The 14,127-nt window shown below is 72.8% G+C and carries 10 protein-coding genes; 2 read left to right on the top strand and 8 right to left on the bottom strand.

Features of this window, described 5'->3' with window-relative positions:
* Position 1 precedes the first annotated feature (1 nt).
* From ACFYZR_RS15290 to ACFYZR_RS15280, 3 genes are read right to left on the bottom strand one after another with little or no spacing between them, the layout of a single operon-like run.
* The gene (locus tag ACFYZR_RS15290) at positions 2 to 1,465 is read right to left on the bottom strand and encodes an aldehyde dehydrogenase family protein (RefSeq protein WP_391910203.1); all 1,464 of its coding nucleotides are present in this window, start codon (positions 1,463 to 1,465) and stop codon (positions 2 to 4) included.
* On the bottom strand, positions 1,462 to 2,649 hold the full coding sequence (locus ACFYZR_RS15285) for an acyl-CoA dehydrogenase family protein (RefSeq protein WP_391910201.1): 1,188 nt from the start codon (positions 2,647 to 2,649) through the stop codon (positions 1,462 to 1,464). The genes ACFYZR_RS15290 and ACFYZR_RS15285 overlap by 4 nt, the downstream gene beginning before the upstream one ends.
* Positions 2,650 to 2,682: 33 nt before the next feature.
* Positions 2,683 to 3,594: an SDR family NAD(P)-dependent oxidoreductase gene (locus ACFYZR_RS15280; RefSeq protein ID WP_391910199.1), complete on the bottom strand. Its 912-nt coding sequence runs from the start codon at positions 3,592 to 3,594 to the stop codon at positions 2,683 to 2,685.
* Between the two features lie 122 nt (positions 3,595 to 3,716).
* Here ACFYZR_RS15280 and ACFYZR_RS15275 point away from each other — a divergent pair, with 122 nt between their 5' ends.
* Positions 3,717 to 4,643, top strand: a complete 927-nt coding sequence (locus tag ACFYZR_RS15275; RefSeq protein WP_391910197.1) for a cyclase family protein — start codon at positions 3,717 to 3,719, stop codon at positions 4,641 to 4,643.
* A gap of 312 nt (positions 4,644 to 4,955) precedes the next feature.
* Here ACFYZR_RS15275 and ACFYZR_RS15270 read toward each other — a convergent pair whose 3' ends face one another.
* The 4 genes from ACFYZR_RS15270 to ACFYZR_RS15255 all read right to left on the bottom strand — a co-directional run bounded on the left by ACFYZR_RS15270 (position 4,956) and on the right by ACFYZR_RS15255 (position 9,421).
* Positions 4,956 to 5,525 carry an ATP-binding protein gene (locus ACFYZR_RS15270; RefSeq protein WP_391910195.1) on the bottom strand — a complete coding sequence of 190 codons (570 nt, stop codon included), beginning with the start codon at positions 5,523 to 5,525 and terminating at the stop codon, positions 4,956 to 4,958.
* Between the two features lie 421 nt (positions 5,526 to 5,946).
* Positions 5,947 to 6,966 carry an acyl-CoA dehydrogenase family protein gene (locus ACFYZR_RS15265; RefSeq protein WP_391910193.1) on the bottom strand — a complete coding sequence of 340 codons (1,020 nt, stop codon included), beginning with the start codon at positions 6,964 to 6,966 and terminating at the stop codon, positions 5,947 to 5,949.
* 9 nt (positions 6,967 to 6,975) lie between these two features.
* Complete coding sequence (locus tag ACFYZR_RS15260) at positions 6,976 to 8,145, bottom strand: acyl-CoA dehydrogenase family protein (RefSeq protein WP_391910191.1); 1,170 nt, start codon at positions 8,143 to 8,145, stop codon at positions 6,976 to 6,978.
* A gap of 4 nt (positions 8,146 to 8,149) precedes the next feature.
* Entirely contained in the window at positions 8,150 to 9,421 is a 1,272-nt protein-coding gene (locus tag ACFYZR_RS15255; protein ID WP_391910189.1) for an amidohydrolase family protein, read from the bottom strand.
* A gap of 142 nt (positions 9,422 to 9,563) precedes the next feature.
* Between ACFYZR_RS15255 and ACFYZR_RS15250 the strand changes: the two genes are divergently transcribed.
* The gene (locus ACFYZR_RS15250; RefSeq protein WP_391910187.1) at positions 9,564 to 11,159 is read left to right on the top strand and encodes a class I adenylate-forming enzyme family protein; all 1,596 of its coding nucleotides are present in this window, start codon (positions 9,564 to 9,566) and stop codon (positions 11,157 to 11,159) included.
* Between the two features lie 41 nt (positions 11,160 to 11,200).
* On the opposite strand, the gene ACFYZR_RS15245 is transcribed toward ACFYZR_RS15250, so the two are convergent.
* Positions 11,201 to 13,858, bottom strand: coding sequence for a protein kinase (locus tag ACFYZR_RS15245; protein WP_391910185.1), 2,658 nt, complete (start codon positions 13,856 to 13,858; stop codon positions 11,201 to 11,203).
* Positions 13,859 to 14,127: the final 269 nt, after the last annotated feature.

Here is a 14,127-nt window from a genome sequence, read left to right as displayed (position 1 = left end):
CTCAGGACGGCCAGACGACCGACTGGAGTTCGCTGTACGCGTCCAGGGCGAACGAGCCGCCATCGCGGCCGATCCCGCTCTCCTTGAATCCCCCGAAGGGCGTCTCGGGGTGCCGCTGGACGGTGTTCACTCCGACGTTCCCGCTGCGGAGCCGGGCGGCGAGGGCCCAGGCGCGGCCGGTGTCGGCGCTGAAGACGTAGTCGTGGAGTCCGTACGCGGTGCCGTTGGCGATACGGACCGCTTCGTCCTCGTCGTCGAAGACGAGCACGGCCACGACGGGGCCGAAGATCTCCTCGCGGGCGACGGCCATGTCGGGGGTGACGTCCGTGATGAGGGTGGGGGCGACGTAGAAGCCCGGGCGGACGGCGGGGCGCGTGCCTCCGACGAGGATGCGGGCGCCCTGGTCACGGGCCCCGGCGATGTGGGCCTCGACGCGGTCGCGCTGCTCGGCGGAGATCAACGGACCCACGACCGTGGAGTTATCCACAGGGTCCCCGACGATCATGGACCCGGCGTAGCGTGTGAGACCGGCGACGACCCGCTCGTACAGCGACCGGTGGACGAGCACGCGGGTCGGCGCCGTGCAGATCTGCCCGCTGTGGAAGGACCAGACCGAACCGACCGCCCCGACCGCCGACTTGATCGCCACCTCGTCGGCGTCCTCCAGGACGATGGCCGCGCCCTTGCCGCCCAGCTCCATCAGGGTGCGCTTCATCGACCTCCCCGCGGCCTCGGCGATCTTCTTTCCCACCGCGCTGGAACCGGTGAAGCTGATCATGTCGACGCCGGGGTGCGCCACGAGCGCCTCCCCGGCTCCCGCGCCCGAGCCGGTGATCACGTTGAACACCCCGTCGGGAAGCCCGGCCTCGCGGCACAACGGGGCCAGCTCCAGGCAGCAGAGCGGGTCCTGGGGCGCCGGCTTCGCGACGACCGTGTTGCCCATGGCCAGGGCGGGCGCCGCCTTGCCCGCGAGATTGACGAGAGGGAAGTTGTAGGAGGTGATACAGCCGACGACGCCCACGGGGCGGCGTACCGCGGCGGCGCCGAGCAGGCCGCCGGGTGCGAGGGGGCTCGCCCTGACGGGGCGCGGTGCGAGAGGGATGACGCGTGATTCCGTCGCGCCCCGCGCGTACCGGTGGAAGCGTTCGGCGGCGGTGGGGAGTTGCATGGTCGAGGTGACGCGTGTCGTCGCGCCGGTCTCGGCCTGGAGGAGGGGCGCGAGTTCCTCGCTCCGCTCGGTGATCAGATCAGCGATCCGGTCCAGTACGGCCGCGCGCTCGCGCGGATCCGTACGGGACCAGCCGTCCTGCGCGGCCTGCGCGGCGGCCACGGCGTCGGCGACTTCGGCGGGAGTCGACTCCGGGGCCTCCCCGACGACCTTCTCGGTCGCCGGATTGACAACTGGATAGTGCCCTTTTTCCGGCGCGCGCCAGGCGCCGGCGATCCAGTGCCCGTACGCCGTCATGTCCGTGCCTCCTTGGGCAGACCGAGTACGCGCTCCGCGATGATGTTGCGCTGGATCTCGTCCGAGCCGCCGTAGATGGTGTCGGCTCGGCTGAAGAGGAACAGGCGTTGCAGGGTGTCCAGCCGGTACGGGCTGCCGGCGCTCCAGGGGTCCGGCCCCAGGGTGGCGGGAGCGCCACGCACCCGCATCGCCAGTTCACCGAGCCGCTGGTGCCAGCCGCCCCACAGCAGCTTGGCGACGCTGGGCGCCCCGGGGGTGTCCGCGGCCCCCAGGGTCCGCAGGGCGTTCCAGCGCATGACCTGGAGTTCGGCCCATTGCCGTACGAGCCGGTCCCGTACCGCCGGCTCCTCTGCGGCGCCGGACTCCACGGCCAGGCGGACCACCCGCGTCAGTTCGGCCGCGAATCCGATCTGCTGGACGAGGGTGGAGACCCCGCGTTCCCTGGCGAGGAGTCCCAGGGCGACCCGCCAGCCGTCGCCCTCGCCGCCGACGAGGTGTTCGGCGCGGGCCTCGGCGCCGTCGAAGAACACTTCGTTGAAGTCGGCGGTCCCGGTCAGCTGGCGGATCGGCCGGACCTCGACGCGGCCGGGCTGGTCCATCGGCACGAGAAGGAAGGAGAGTCCATGATGGCGCCGTGAGCCCTCGGTGGTGCGGGCGAGGACGAAGCACCAGTCGGCCTCGTGGGCGAGGGAGGTCCAGATCTTCTGCCCGTCGATCCGGTAGACGCGGCCGCCGTCGGCGCGTGTGGCGGTGGTCCGGACACCGGCGAGGTCCGAGCCCGCGCCGGGTTCGCTGTAGCCCTGGCACCAGATCTCCTCGCCCCGGGCGATGGCGGGGAGGAAGCGGGCGCACTGGGCGTCGTCGCCGTGGGCGAGGAGGGTGGGTGCCAGGAGGTTCTCGCCGAGGTGGCCGAGGCGGGCGGGCGCCCCGGCGCGGGCGTACTCCTCGGCCCAGACGACTTGTCCGGTGAGGGAGGCCGTGCGGTTGCCGTGGGTGCCGCGGTGGGGGCTCCAGCCGAGGCCGATCCAGCCGTCGGTGCCGAGTTCTCGCTCCCACGCGCGGCCGGGCGCGGGGCGTCCGTCAGCGTCCCGGTGGCGGGCCGTGTGTCCCGGCAGATGCTCGGCCAACCAGGTCCGGGCCTCCTGGCGGAAGGCCTCGTCCTCCGGCCCGAATGCGAAGTCCATGGCGCTGCGCCTCTCCCTTCGCGGTCCGTCGTGTCACGCGTTGGGGCGCCGGCCGGAGGCGGCCGCGTCGGCCATCGCCCGGAGCCGGTCCAGCAGGGGCATCGGATCGGTGCCGACAGTCTCCGGGAGGATCTCGGCGATCCGTTCGGGGGTCCAGCGGCCCTCGGCGTAGGCGGCGCGCAGTTCGCGCGGCTGGGCCCAGACGGCGATCTTGGGTCCGGCGACGGTGTAGACCTGCCCGGTGACGCCCTGCTCGCGGGCGCGGTCGCCCAGCAGGTAGACGACCAGGGGGGCCACGTCCTCGGGCTCGCCGATCTCCTTGAGTTCCATGGGGACGCCGGCGGACATCCGGGTGCGGGCCACGGGGGCGACGCAGTTGGCGGTGACGCCGTACTTGTACAGCCCCAGGGCGGCGCTGCGGACGAGGGAGATGATCCCGCCCTTGGCCGAGGCGTAGTTGGCCTGGGACACGCTTCCCTGGTGGTTGCCGCTGGTGAATCCGATGAGGGTGCCGGCGCGCTGGTGGCGCATCACGGCGGAGGCGGCGCGGAAGACGGTGAAGGTGCCCTTCAGATGGGTGGCGATGACCGGGTCCCATTCCTCCTCGGTCATATTGAAGATCATGCGCTCGCGGAGTATGCCCGCTCCGCAGACGACGCCGTCGAGGCGACCGTACCGGGCGATCGCCGTGTCCACGATCCGCCGGCCGCCGGCCATTGCGGAGACGTCGTCCGCGACGGCCGTGGCCTCGCCTCCGAGGGCCTCGATCTCCTTGGCGACGGCGGTGGCGATCTCGCTGGAGGGCTCTTCGCCCGCCACGGACACCCCGTAGTCGTTGACGACGACCCGGGCACCCTCGGCGGCGCACGCCAGGGCGACCGCTCTGCCGATCCCCCGTCCGGCGCCGGTGACGGCGACCACTTTGCCTGCCAAGAAGTCCCCCACGGCCTGGCCCCCTCCCGGAGTTTCTGACGGTCCGTTAGATTTTTGGGCAGCACGGGCGTGAGCACAAGCCCCGCGGCCGAAGCCGCGGCGGAGCCGCACAGCCACCCTCCGGGAGGACTTCCATGCCATTGCCGTCCGAGTTCTACGAATTGACCAAGCGCGTTAACAACTGGGGTCGTTGGGGTGAGGGGGACGAGATAGGCACGCTCAACCTCATCACCGACGCGGTGGTGCGCGAGGCCGCCGCGACCGTGGCCACCGGAAGGCGGGTTCCGCTCGCGCTGCCCCTGCACCAGGACGGCGTGCAGACGGGGGTGATCCCCGGCAGGGTCAACCCGCTGCACACCATGGTGGCGATCAACGTGGAGCTGTTCGGACCGGGCACCGTCGCCACCAGCGACGACGTCGTGACCATGGGGCTGCAGGCCGGTACCCACTGGGACGGGCTCTCGCACGTCTCCCACGGCGGGAAGCTCTACAACGGCCGCCCGGCGGACTCGATCACCGCCCAGGGCCGCTCGGCCTTCAACGGCGTGGAGAAGGCCGGGCACATCGTCTCGCGCGGCGTACTGCTCGACGTCGCCCGCGCCAGGGGCGTGGACCGGCTCGAAGGCGACCACGCCGTCACGCCGGAGGATCTGGAGGCGGCGGAGGAACTGGCCCGGGTCACGGTCCGGCCGGGCGACATCGTGCTCGTCAGGACGGGGCAAATCAAACACTTCCTGGCCGGCGACAAACACGCGTACACCCACCCCTCCCCCGGCCTGTCGATCCGCACGCCCGAGTGGTTCCACGCCCGCGATGTGGCCGCCGTCGCCAATGACACCCTCACGTTCGAGATCTTCCCGCCGGAGATCGCGGACCTCTGGATGCCCGTACACGCGCTCGATCTGGTGGAGATGGGCATGCCGCAGGGCCAGAACTGGAATCTGGAGGAACTCTCCGTCGTGTGCGCGGAAGAGCGGCGCTACGCCTTTTTCCTGGCGGCCATGCCGGAGCCGTTCGTCGGCGGGACGGGAACGCCAGTGGCGCCTGTGGCGATCTTCTGACGTACATCCCAGGGTGCGGAGGGGGTCAACGCAATTCCGGCCGCCCCCTGTCCGGCCGGCTCCGGGCGGGGCCCGGCAGGCTCCCGGGGCAACGGGTGGGCGGCGGCGCACAGATGCGCACCCCGAGCACGGCACCGTGCGCCGCCAACCAGCTCCGGCGCCTCAGCCCTGTCGTCGCGCCGGATCGCGACCCGCACTCGCCAAGGCAGCCCAGGACAGCCGGACCTCTCGACGTCCCCTCGCAACGAATCGCTGCATCCAAGGGTGATCACGTGACCACTTCACGTCAACACCTGGTCTGGACTTTGTCGACTACGCCCGATTTGTCGCGGCGTGTTGTGGCTCGAAAGCACTACTCCAGCACTGCCCACCGCGGTCGACCTCGCACCAGACGCGCTTGCCGGCGCCCTCGCGCTGCCAGCCCCAGCGGTCGGCGAGTCCGTCCACCAACTCCAGACCCCTGCCGCCCGTGTCGCCACCCTCGGCCCACCGCCGCGTCGGCGGCCGGGCGCTGATGTCGGCCACCTCGACGCGGACCGTGCCGGACTGGACCGGGCCGGGCCAGACCGTGCCGGGCCGACCTCCCGTCGCCGGACCGACAGGGCCCACGGCACCAGGGCTCGCCGCGTCGGGGCTCACGGCGCCAGGACTCGCGGCACCGGGGCTCGCGGTGCCGGGGAGGAGCATCCGCAGGACGGCCGGACAGCCGGTGTGCACCACGGCGTTGGTGACCAGCTCCGAGATCAGCAGGATCAGCGTCTCGGCCAGCGGCTCGTCGAGCCCTATCCCGCACCCGGCGAGCCGCGACCGCGCCCACCTACGGGCCCGTCCCACTTCCGAGGGGTCGGCCCCCACCTCGATCTGCACCTGAAGCACCTGCACCGCTCACACCATCCGAACCGGCGGACACAACGCCTCACTGCCCGATGAGATCACTGAGCGTGACCCCCTTCGGCGACAGCATGGTTGACGTACAGTCACCCCGACAAGCGCTTCGGGCATATTCCGGCGCAAAGGAGCATGCGTACTGCATACTGTGCGACGCGCGCTTGAGGGGCTCGGACACCGGGGCGTTCCCGCCTTCGGGCCGACAAGGACGAAGGGCGTTTCCCCACCCGGCACCGCTTCTTCGGCGGGACCGGATTTATTGCGCCCCTGAACCACTCGCATCTCACGGAGAGTACCCGAAACCCGGCACGACTCCATACGGTGACGAGTTGCGCGAAGAACACAACTCGATATCGACGCAGCGTGATCATTCCAGCGGGAGGGGCGGCTTTTCGGCCGGGCCGATTACCCGGCGTCATTCGAATGGTTCGCGATTCCCGTCGGGCAATTCTCCGGACGGGGCGAGCAGGGCCCGGGTCAGCGCCTCCTCGGCCTCGTCGGCCGACTGCCACTGCGTACGCCGCAGCCAGGCCCGTTTCAGGTGGGGATGAACATCCGCCTCCCAGGTGAAACCCATGCCGCCATGCACTTGCAAACAATCGCGGGCATTGCGGATCGCGGCCTCGTCCGCCAGCAGTTTGGCTCCGGCGATATCACTTTCGGTAGCCGTGAGTGACGCCGCATATACGCTTACGCGTGCGAGTTCCGTACGGGCGAGCATTTGCGCGCACAGGTGCTGCACGGCTTGGAACGCGCCGATCGGGCGGCCGAACTGTCTGCGGGACTTCGCATGGGAGACGGCCATGTCCAGGGTGCGGCCGGCGCTGCCGACTTGCTGAGCGGCGGTCAGCAACGCCGCCTCCCGGCGGAGGCGGACGGCGCCTCCTTCGGCGCCCACGAGCGGCAGTGCCCCCATGCCCTTGGGCAGCCGCTCCACATGATGCAGCGGCGTCGTGGGGTCCACCGACCGCACCGGACGGCCCTGTAGCACCCGCGGGCCACGAGCGCCCGCCACCTCCAGCACCCGGGGGCGGTCGCCGTCCATGACGAGCACGGCGTCGGCGACGGAGAGGTGTTCGACCATGCCGGGTCCCTCCAGGGCCGTCACCACGGTCTCGCCATCGGCCGCGCCGGGGATCAGTCCGGCCGCCATGTGAGTGGCGACGAGCGGGCCGGGAAGCAGATGACGGCCCGCTTCCTCGAAGAGGAACACCGCCTCCGCCAGGCCGAGACCGGCTCCGCCGTCCTTTTCCGAGAGCCTCAGGGAGAAGAATCCGCACTTCCCCAACTCCCGCCACAGAGAGCGGTCGAGAGCGTTTTCCGGCACTTCGGTATCGACGGACTCCCGGAGTTTCTCCCGGGGGAATCGCGCCGCCAGGAGCGTCCGCATGCCCGCGATCAGCGCGCGCTGGTCGTGACTCGGCCGGAAGTCCATGCCCTTGGCTCACCGCCCCTTGGGAAGGCCGAGGACGCGCTCGGCGATGATGTTCTGCTGGATCTGGGAGGTGCCGGCGGCGATGGTGTAGGCGAGGGACGTGAGGCGCCCGGTGGTCCATTCGTGATCGGCGTCCAGTGAGAGCGGGCCCAGGACGTCGGCGGCCGCGTCGTAGAGCTCCTGCCGCGCCTGGGAATAGCGCAGTTTGAAGACCGAGGCCCCGGCACCGGGCACTCCGTCGCCGCCCGCGCGGAGTGCCGCTTCCGCCTCGCTCGTATTCCACTGGACGAGCCGCCACAGCGCGCCGAATTCGGCGTTGAGGCGGCCCAGCCGGCGCCGTAGGACGGGATCGTCCCAGCGCCCGTTCTCCCTTGCCGCGTGGGCCAGTTGTACGAGGGTGCGGCGGCAGGCGACGACTTCCCCCGCGAAGGCGGTGCCCCGCTCGTAGGAGAGCGTGACCATGGTGACGCGCCAGCCGTCGTTCTCGGCGCCGACGCGATGGGAGAGCGGCATGCGCGCCCCGTCGAGGAACACCTCGGCGAACTCCGCCGACCCGGCGAGGGTCCGCAGCGGGCGGACCGTCACCCCGGGGGCGTCCATGCGCAGGGCGAGCCAGGTCAGGCCCCGGCGCCCGGAGTCCGGGGGGCCGGTGCGGACGAGCAGTTCGCACCAGTCGGCGACCTCGGCGTGCGAGGTCCAGATCTTGCTGCCGGTGACGACATAGGCGTCGCCGTCACGGACCGCGCGGGTGCGCAGGGAGGCCAGGTCGGAGCCCGCGTCCAGTTCCGAGAAGCCCTGGCACCACACCTCCTCGCCGCGCAGGATGGGCGGGAGCCACCGGGCGCGCTGGGCGGCGGTCCCCTCGGTCGCGATGGTGGGGCCGGCGTGCAGGAGGCCGACGAAGTTGGCACCGACATAGGGAGCGCCCGCCCGTTCGGTCTCCTCCAGGAAGATCAGGTGCTTGCCGGGGAATGCGCCCCCGCCACCGGCGTCGGCGGGCCAGTGCAGACCGGCGTACCCGGCGTCGTACAGCACCCGTTGCCAGGCGCAGTCGTAGGCGCGGCGGGCGGGCCAGTCGTCCGGTGACGGCTTGGGGGGCAGCTCGGGCAGCGTCGCGTCCAGCCAGGCGCGGAGCCCCCGGCGGAACTCCTCCTCTTCCGCGGTGTGGGCGAGGTCCACCGGCTCAGCTCCCCGGCTTTTCGAGGTTCGCCGGCTTCTCGAAGTCCCCTGGCTTGTCGAAGTTCCCAGGCCTGTCGAAGCTCCCCGGCTTGTCGAGGTCCAGGCCGAGCATGCGGATGGCGTTGCCGCGCATCAGCTTGTGGACGGTCTCCTCGTCGAGGCCCTCCACATGGTCGAGCGCCACGTCCTTGGTGTGCGGCCACGTCGAGTCCACGTGGGGGTAGTCCGTCTCGAAGGTGGCGTTGTCGCGGCCGACCGCGTCGAGCGAGTCGATGCCGTGCTTGTCGCGGAAGAAGCAGCAGTAGACCTGCCGGTAGTAGTACGTCGACGGAGGCTCGGGGATCAGGTCGCGCACGCCGCCCCAGGCGCGGTGTTCGCGCCAGACGTCGTCGGCGCGTTCCAGGGCGTAGGGGACCCAGCCCATCTGCCCCTCGCTGTAGGCGAGTTTGAGGCGGGGGAAGCGGACGAGGACGCCGCTGAAGAGGAAGTCCGACATCGAGGCCATGGCGTTGTTGAAGGACAGCGTGGCCTGGACGGCCGGCGGCGCGTCCGGGGAGGCGGCGGGCATCTGGGACGACGAGCCGATGTGCATGCACACCACCGTCCCCGTCTCCTCGCAGGCGGCGAAGAAGGGGTCCCAGTAGCCGGAATGGATCGACGGCAGCCCGAGGTACGTCGGGAGCTCGCTGAAGGTCACGGCCCGTACGCCGCGCGCCGCGTTGCGCCGGATCTCGGCCACGGCCAGTTCCACGTCCCACAGCGGGATCAGGCACAGCGGGATCAGCCGGCCGCCGCTGTCGCCGCACCACTCCTCGACCATCCAGTCGTTGTAGGCCCGCACACAGGCCAGCGCGACCTCTTTGTCCCGGGCCTCCGCGAACGTCTGCCCGCAGAAGCGCGGGAAGGTCGGGAAGCACAGGGACGCCTCGACGTGGCCCAGATCCATGTCCGCCAGTCGCGCCTTCGGGTCCCAGCAGCCCCGGCGCATCTGCTCCCGTGTGATGCCCTCCAGGGTCATCTCGTCCCGCGAGAATCCGACAGCCGCGATGACGCGCTTGTACGGGAAGCGGAGGTCCTCGTAGACCCACCAGTCGGCCGGGGACCCGTCCGGGTCCATGGCGACGCGGTAGGCACCCCCGACGTACTCCAGCTCCCCGATCCCCGCGGTCAGGGGGCGCGGACCGCGGTCGCGGTACTTCGCCGGCAGCCAGGTCTCGAAGAGATGGGCCGGTTCGATCACGTGGTCGTCGACGCTGACGATGCGCGGCAGCTCCATGGGTGCCCCTTCACCGTATCCGAGCCATATCTGACACTCCGTCAGTTATCAGGAGGCTAGCCCTCGCCCTCTGGACCGACAAGGAGCGACGGCCTACGCTCCGGCGCAGATATGACGTACCGTCAGCTCGGAGGGTGCTCTCATGCGGAACGGTACCGACGCCCGGGAACTGGCGGACTCCCGCACACTCTGGGAGCTCCTGGAGCGCCGCGCGGAGCTCACCCCGGACGCCCTCGCGCTCGTCCAGGCGGACGAGCCCGCCCGGGAGGCCCGGGACGGAGCACCCGGCGGCGACCGGCGGGTGACCTTCGGCGGGCTGCGCTCCCGCGCCGAGCGCGTGGCCGCCTGGCTCCACACCTTCGGCGTGGGGCCGGGGAGCCGGGTCACCTGGCAGCTGCCCACCCGCGTCGAGACCGTCGTCCTGACCTTCGCGCTGGCCCGGCTGGGCGCCGTCCAGAGCCCCCTCGTCCCCGCCTGCCGCGACCACGAGGCCGGGCACGCGCTCAGGTCCACCGGAGCCGAGTACTTCGCCGTCCCCGGGCTGTGGCGGGGCTTCGACCACACACCGATGGCCCACCGCCTCGCCCTGACGCTGCCCACGCCACCCCTGGTGTTCCTGGCCCACGGCGCCCTTCCCGAGGCCGACCCGGCGATCCTCCCGCCCCCTCCGGCCGACGGCACGGCCGTCCGCTGGATCTTCTGGACGTCCGGCACCACGGCGGGACCCAAGGGCGTCCTGCACACGGACCGCGCCCTCATCGCCGCCGGCGGCTGCCTCGCCGACGCGCTCCGCCTCACCCCCGACGACGTGGGCTCCATGGCCTTCCCCTACGCGCACGTGGCCGGGCCCGACTACACCGTCGCGATGCTCCTGCGCGGCTTCCCGGCACTGCTCGTGGAGCACTTCTCCCTGCCCGGTTCGCTCCCCGCCTACCGGCGCCACGGTGTCACCGTGGCGGGCGGCTCGACCGCGTTCTACGCGATGTTCCTCGCCGAGCAGCGCAAGAACCCCGCCCGCAGACTGCTCCCCACGCTCCGGCTCATGGCCGGCGGCGGGGCGCCCCGGCCGCCCGCGCTCCACCACGACGTGGTCCGTGAACTGGGCTGCCGGCTCGCCCACGGGTACGGGATGACCGAGGCGCCGATGATCACCATGGGGTGCCCGGACGACCCCGAGGAGAAGCTGGCCACCACGGAGGGACGGCCGCCCGCCGGCATGGAGGTCCGGGTCGTCGGCCGGGACGGCAGCCCCGTACCCACCGGTACGGACGGGGAGATACGGCTGCGCGGCGAGGCGGTCTGCCAGGGCTATCTCGATCCGGTCCAGACGGCCGAGGCGTTCGACGAGGACGGCTTCCTGCGCACCGGCGACCTCGGCCGGCTCACCGAGGACGGCCATCTCGTGCTCACCGGCCGGGTGAAGGACATCATCATCCGCAAGGGCGAGAACATCTCGGCACAGGAGGTCGAGCGGTTCCTCCACGACCACCCCGGCGTCGAGGACGCAGCCGTCATCGGCCTGCCCGACGCACTGCGCGGGGAACGCGTCTGCGCCGTGGTCCAGCAGCCGGCGGGAGCCCGGCCGCTGACCCTCGAAGCCGTCACGGCCCATCTGCGCGCCGCCGGGCTGGCCGTGCACAAACTGCCGGAACAGCTGGAGCTCGTCGACGTGCTGCCCCGCGACGACACCCTGCGCAAGGTCGTCAAACAGACCCTGCGCGAGCGTTTCGCCGACTGAGCGACACCAACTGCACGCCCGTTCCCGTCACGCGGTCGCGGTCAGCCGCCCGTCCGGTAGGTGGCCATGGCCTGATCGAAGAAGGTGTCCACCGACCGCTGTTCGTCCATCGGGCCGCGCACCTGGAGCAGGTGGTAGCGGTCGCCCAGGATCATCGCGGCGTTGCGTACGTAGACCTGGCGGCCGCCGCCGTCGTTCCAGTGGAACGTGCCCTCCGCCGTCGCCGTACCGCCGACGTCGACGCGCCGCAGACCGGAGGAACCCGACCAGGACGAAGCGCGGTACGGGGCCAGCTCGGGCTCCTTGTCCTGCTGGTAGGCCATGGGGTCGCCGCCGAACTCGGCCACCGTGTCCCGGCCCGGCACCACGATCAGCTCGTAGTCCCCGCCGGCGTAGACGACCTGGCCGCGCTCGTTCTCGCCGCGCCGCCGCCAGTCCTCGGCGACGGCCACGGCGAAGCCCTTGGGGTCCTTGCGCAGGGCGAACCCCTTGGCGGCGTCGGCACCCGCACCGGGCCCCGTGCCGTCCTCGGCCCGGCCGTCGCGGGCGCCGTCGGTGGAGGCCCGGCCCGTCGTCCCGGAGGGGGCGGATCCGCCCGGGGCCGCGCTCAGGGCACCGGCCGCACCCGTACGGTCCACCGGGGCGCGCCCCGTGCCCTCCTCCGCGCGCGGCATGAACAGCACCGCGTACAGCACGGCCCCGATGAGGACGAGCAGGATCAGGCCCAGCAGCAGCCTTCCCAGCCGCTGCGGGGAGGCGGCCGTCGTGGGAGAAGCGGGAACGCGCTCCTCCCGCAGATGGCCCGTGGTGTGGAAACCGCTCCGCTCCTGGGGACGGGGCTCCGCGTGCCGTTCCCCGGCCGTCCGCTTGTGCCGCCCGTGGACGCTCGCAGGGGTCTGCCCGGCCGCCGCGCCCTGGGCGGAAGCGCGGCCGCGCCGTCTGCGGACCAGCTCGCCACGTCGGCGGACGACCGGAAGCCGGCGCGGATCGCCGGGGGCGGGGGCCCCGATCGACGGCACGGTGACGGTCCGGCTGCCGAGCTCGGGCTCCGGCGCCGAACGGATCAGCGAACGGAGCCAGCCGCGGAGCTCCTCGAACTCGGGCCGCTCGGCGGGGTCCTTGCGCATCAGCGACTCGACGACCGGGCGCAGCGCGCCGCATTCCTCGGCGTACGCGGGCGGTTCCGCGCAGACGACCTGGACGAGCTCGGCCGTGCTCTCCTCGGGGTAGGGCGCGTGGCCCTGGACGACGCGGAAGAGCAGGGCGCCCAGGGCCCACAGGTCGGCGGCGGGGCCGACGGGGGGCGCGAGCTGCCAGTTCTCCTGCACGGGCCAGGCCTGTTCGGGCGCCCAGCGCTCGGTGACGGCGCCCACCACGACCATCCGCGCCTGCCGGGCGCGCTCGGCGGCGAGCGCGTCGGCCGGTCCCTTGGGGTGGCCCCAGCCGTTCGAGGACCGGCCCCCCGGGGGCGACGACGGCGCGCCTGCGGGCCCGCCTTGGCCGGGTACGGCGGCCTCGTTCCGGGCCGGTACAGCGGCGTTGCCCTGGCCCGGCACGGCGGACTGCTTGCCCTGCCCTGGTGCGGCCGGTTGCCCTGGTGCGGCCGGTTGCCCGGCCCGCCCCGGACCGCCGGGCCCGCCCTGGGCCGGTCCACCGGGCGCGCCCCGCCCCGATCCCGCGGCGCCGGGCGCGCCTCCCGGGCCCGGCCCGCCGCGTACCAGGCCGTTCGCGTTCCAGGGGCGGGCGGTCCCGGGGGCGGGAGCGGTGCCGCTGGACGCGCTGCCGCCGCCCCAGGTGGAGGCGCCGGCGGCCGGGCGGGCGGTGCCCTCGACCGCCGCGCGCGCGGCGGCGCGGGCCGCCGCGTGGTAGGCGGCGATCGCCCCAGATCGGGCCGCGCGGGCGTTCCGGGCCTCGTCCCGTTCGTCGGCCCCCGCACCCTGGGCCGTCGTACCGCCCGCCGCCGCGCCGCCGCCCTGCCGGGGCACACCTCCGGTGCGCGCGGCAGTGCCGCCGCCCGCTCCGCTCCCCGGCTGTCCGTACGGCGAGGGGCGCGAGCGGTCCCCCCGGCCCGCCGTCTCCGGGACCGGGTCGTAGCCGCACAGCGCCTCCTCGGCCGCGCCGGCGGCCAGGCCGGTGAGGATGGCGCGGCCGTCGTCGCAGATGAGGACGGTCCGCGAGGTGATGTTGCGGTGGGTCCAGCCCTGGGCGTGGAGGGCGCGCAGGGCGGTGAGGACGTCGGCGGCGACCTCGGCCGCGCGGTGCGGGGAGAGCGTGCGCTCGGCGAGCAGGGCGGCCAGCGGGCGGGCGGAGACGAACTCGCTGACGATCCAGAGGCTGCCCGCCTCGGCGAAGACGTGGAAGACCTGGTCGAGCCGGGGGTGGTCCGGGATCTGCGCGGCGGCGGTGGCGGCCGCCAGCGCGCGGCGCACCGCCGGGTCGCCGGGCGCCGGGGCCGTACGTCGCGCACCCGCGCACCCGGTCCCCGCGCCGGCCGGTCCCCGGGCGGCGCCGGGGCCGTGGGGGCCGTCGCCCCCCAGGACCTCGGCGTCGACGACCTCCGGCAGCGGGATCTGCCGGACCAGGACCTCCTGGCCGCTGTAGGTGTCGAACGCTCGTGTCTCCACGAGCTCGAACGCCTCGGACGGGGGCAACGGCAGACGGTAACGGTCGGCGAGCACCCGGCCCGCGTAGTCGTCCACGACGCCTCCCCACTCGTACGATCCGCGCCTCGTGCGATCCGCCGCCGCGCGGTCCGCCCCGGCGCGCCGACCGGCCGTCAAAGCCAGTCGTTCAGCGGTGCCTTGCGGCGTATCGCGACTGCGTACGGTCCACGACGACTCACGATACGTGCCGAACCCGCCCCTTAGGGCGCGTACGGTTCAGTACGTCCCCACCAGTCCGGCCCGGTATGCGCAGGTGTCCCTCCCGTCCCGGAAGGCCACATGGAGGCCACGTGGAGGCCCCATGG

The sequence above is a fragment of the Streptomyces sp. NPDC001678 genome (genome assembly GCF_042892945.1).
GTDB lineage: Bacteria > Actinomycetota > Actinomycetes > Streptomycetales > Streptomycetaceae > Streptomyces.
Note: the sequence above shows the minus strand (reverse complement) of the source record. Positions and strands in the feature narration are given on the sequence as shown.

Coding starts and splice junctions, on each gene's coding strand:
- ACFYZR_RS15290 (WP_391910203.1), bottom strand. CDS start 1,465: ATGACGGCGTACGGGCACTGGATCGCCGGCGCCTGGCGCGCGCCGGAA.
- ACFYZR_RS15285 (WP_391910201.1), bottom strand. CDS start 2,649: ATGGACTTCGCATTCGGGCCGGAGGACGAGGCCTTCCGCCAGGAGGCC.
- ACFYZR_RS15275 (WP_391910197.1), top strand. CDS start 3,717: ATGCCATTGCCGTCCGAGTTCTACGAATTGACCAAGCGCGTTAACAAC.
- ACFYZR_RS15265 (WP_391910193.1), bottom strand. CDS start 6,966: ATGGACTTCCGGCCGAGTCACGACCAGCGCGCGCTGATCGCGGGCATG.
- ACFYZR_RS15255 (WP_391910189.1), bottom strand. CDS start 9,421: ATGGAGCTGCCGCGCATCGTCAGCGTCGACGACCACGTGATCGAACCG.
- ACFYZR_RS15250 (WP_391910187.1), top strand. CDS start 9,564: ATGCGGAACGGTACCGACGCCCGGGAACTGGCGGACTCCCGCACACTC.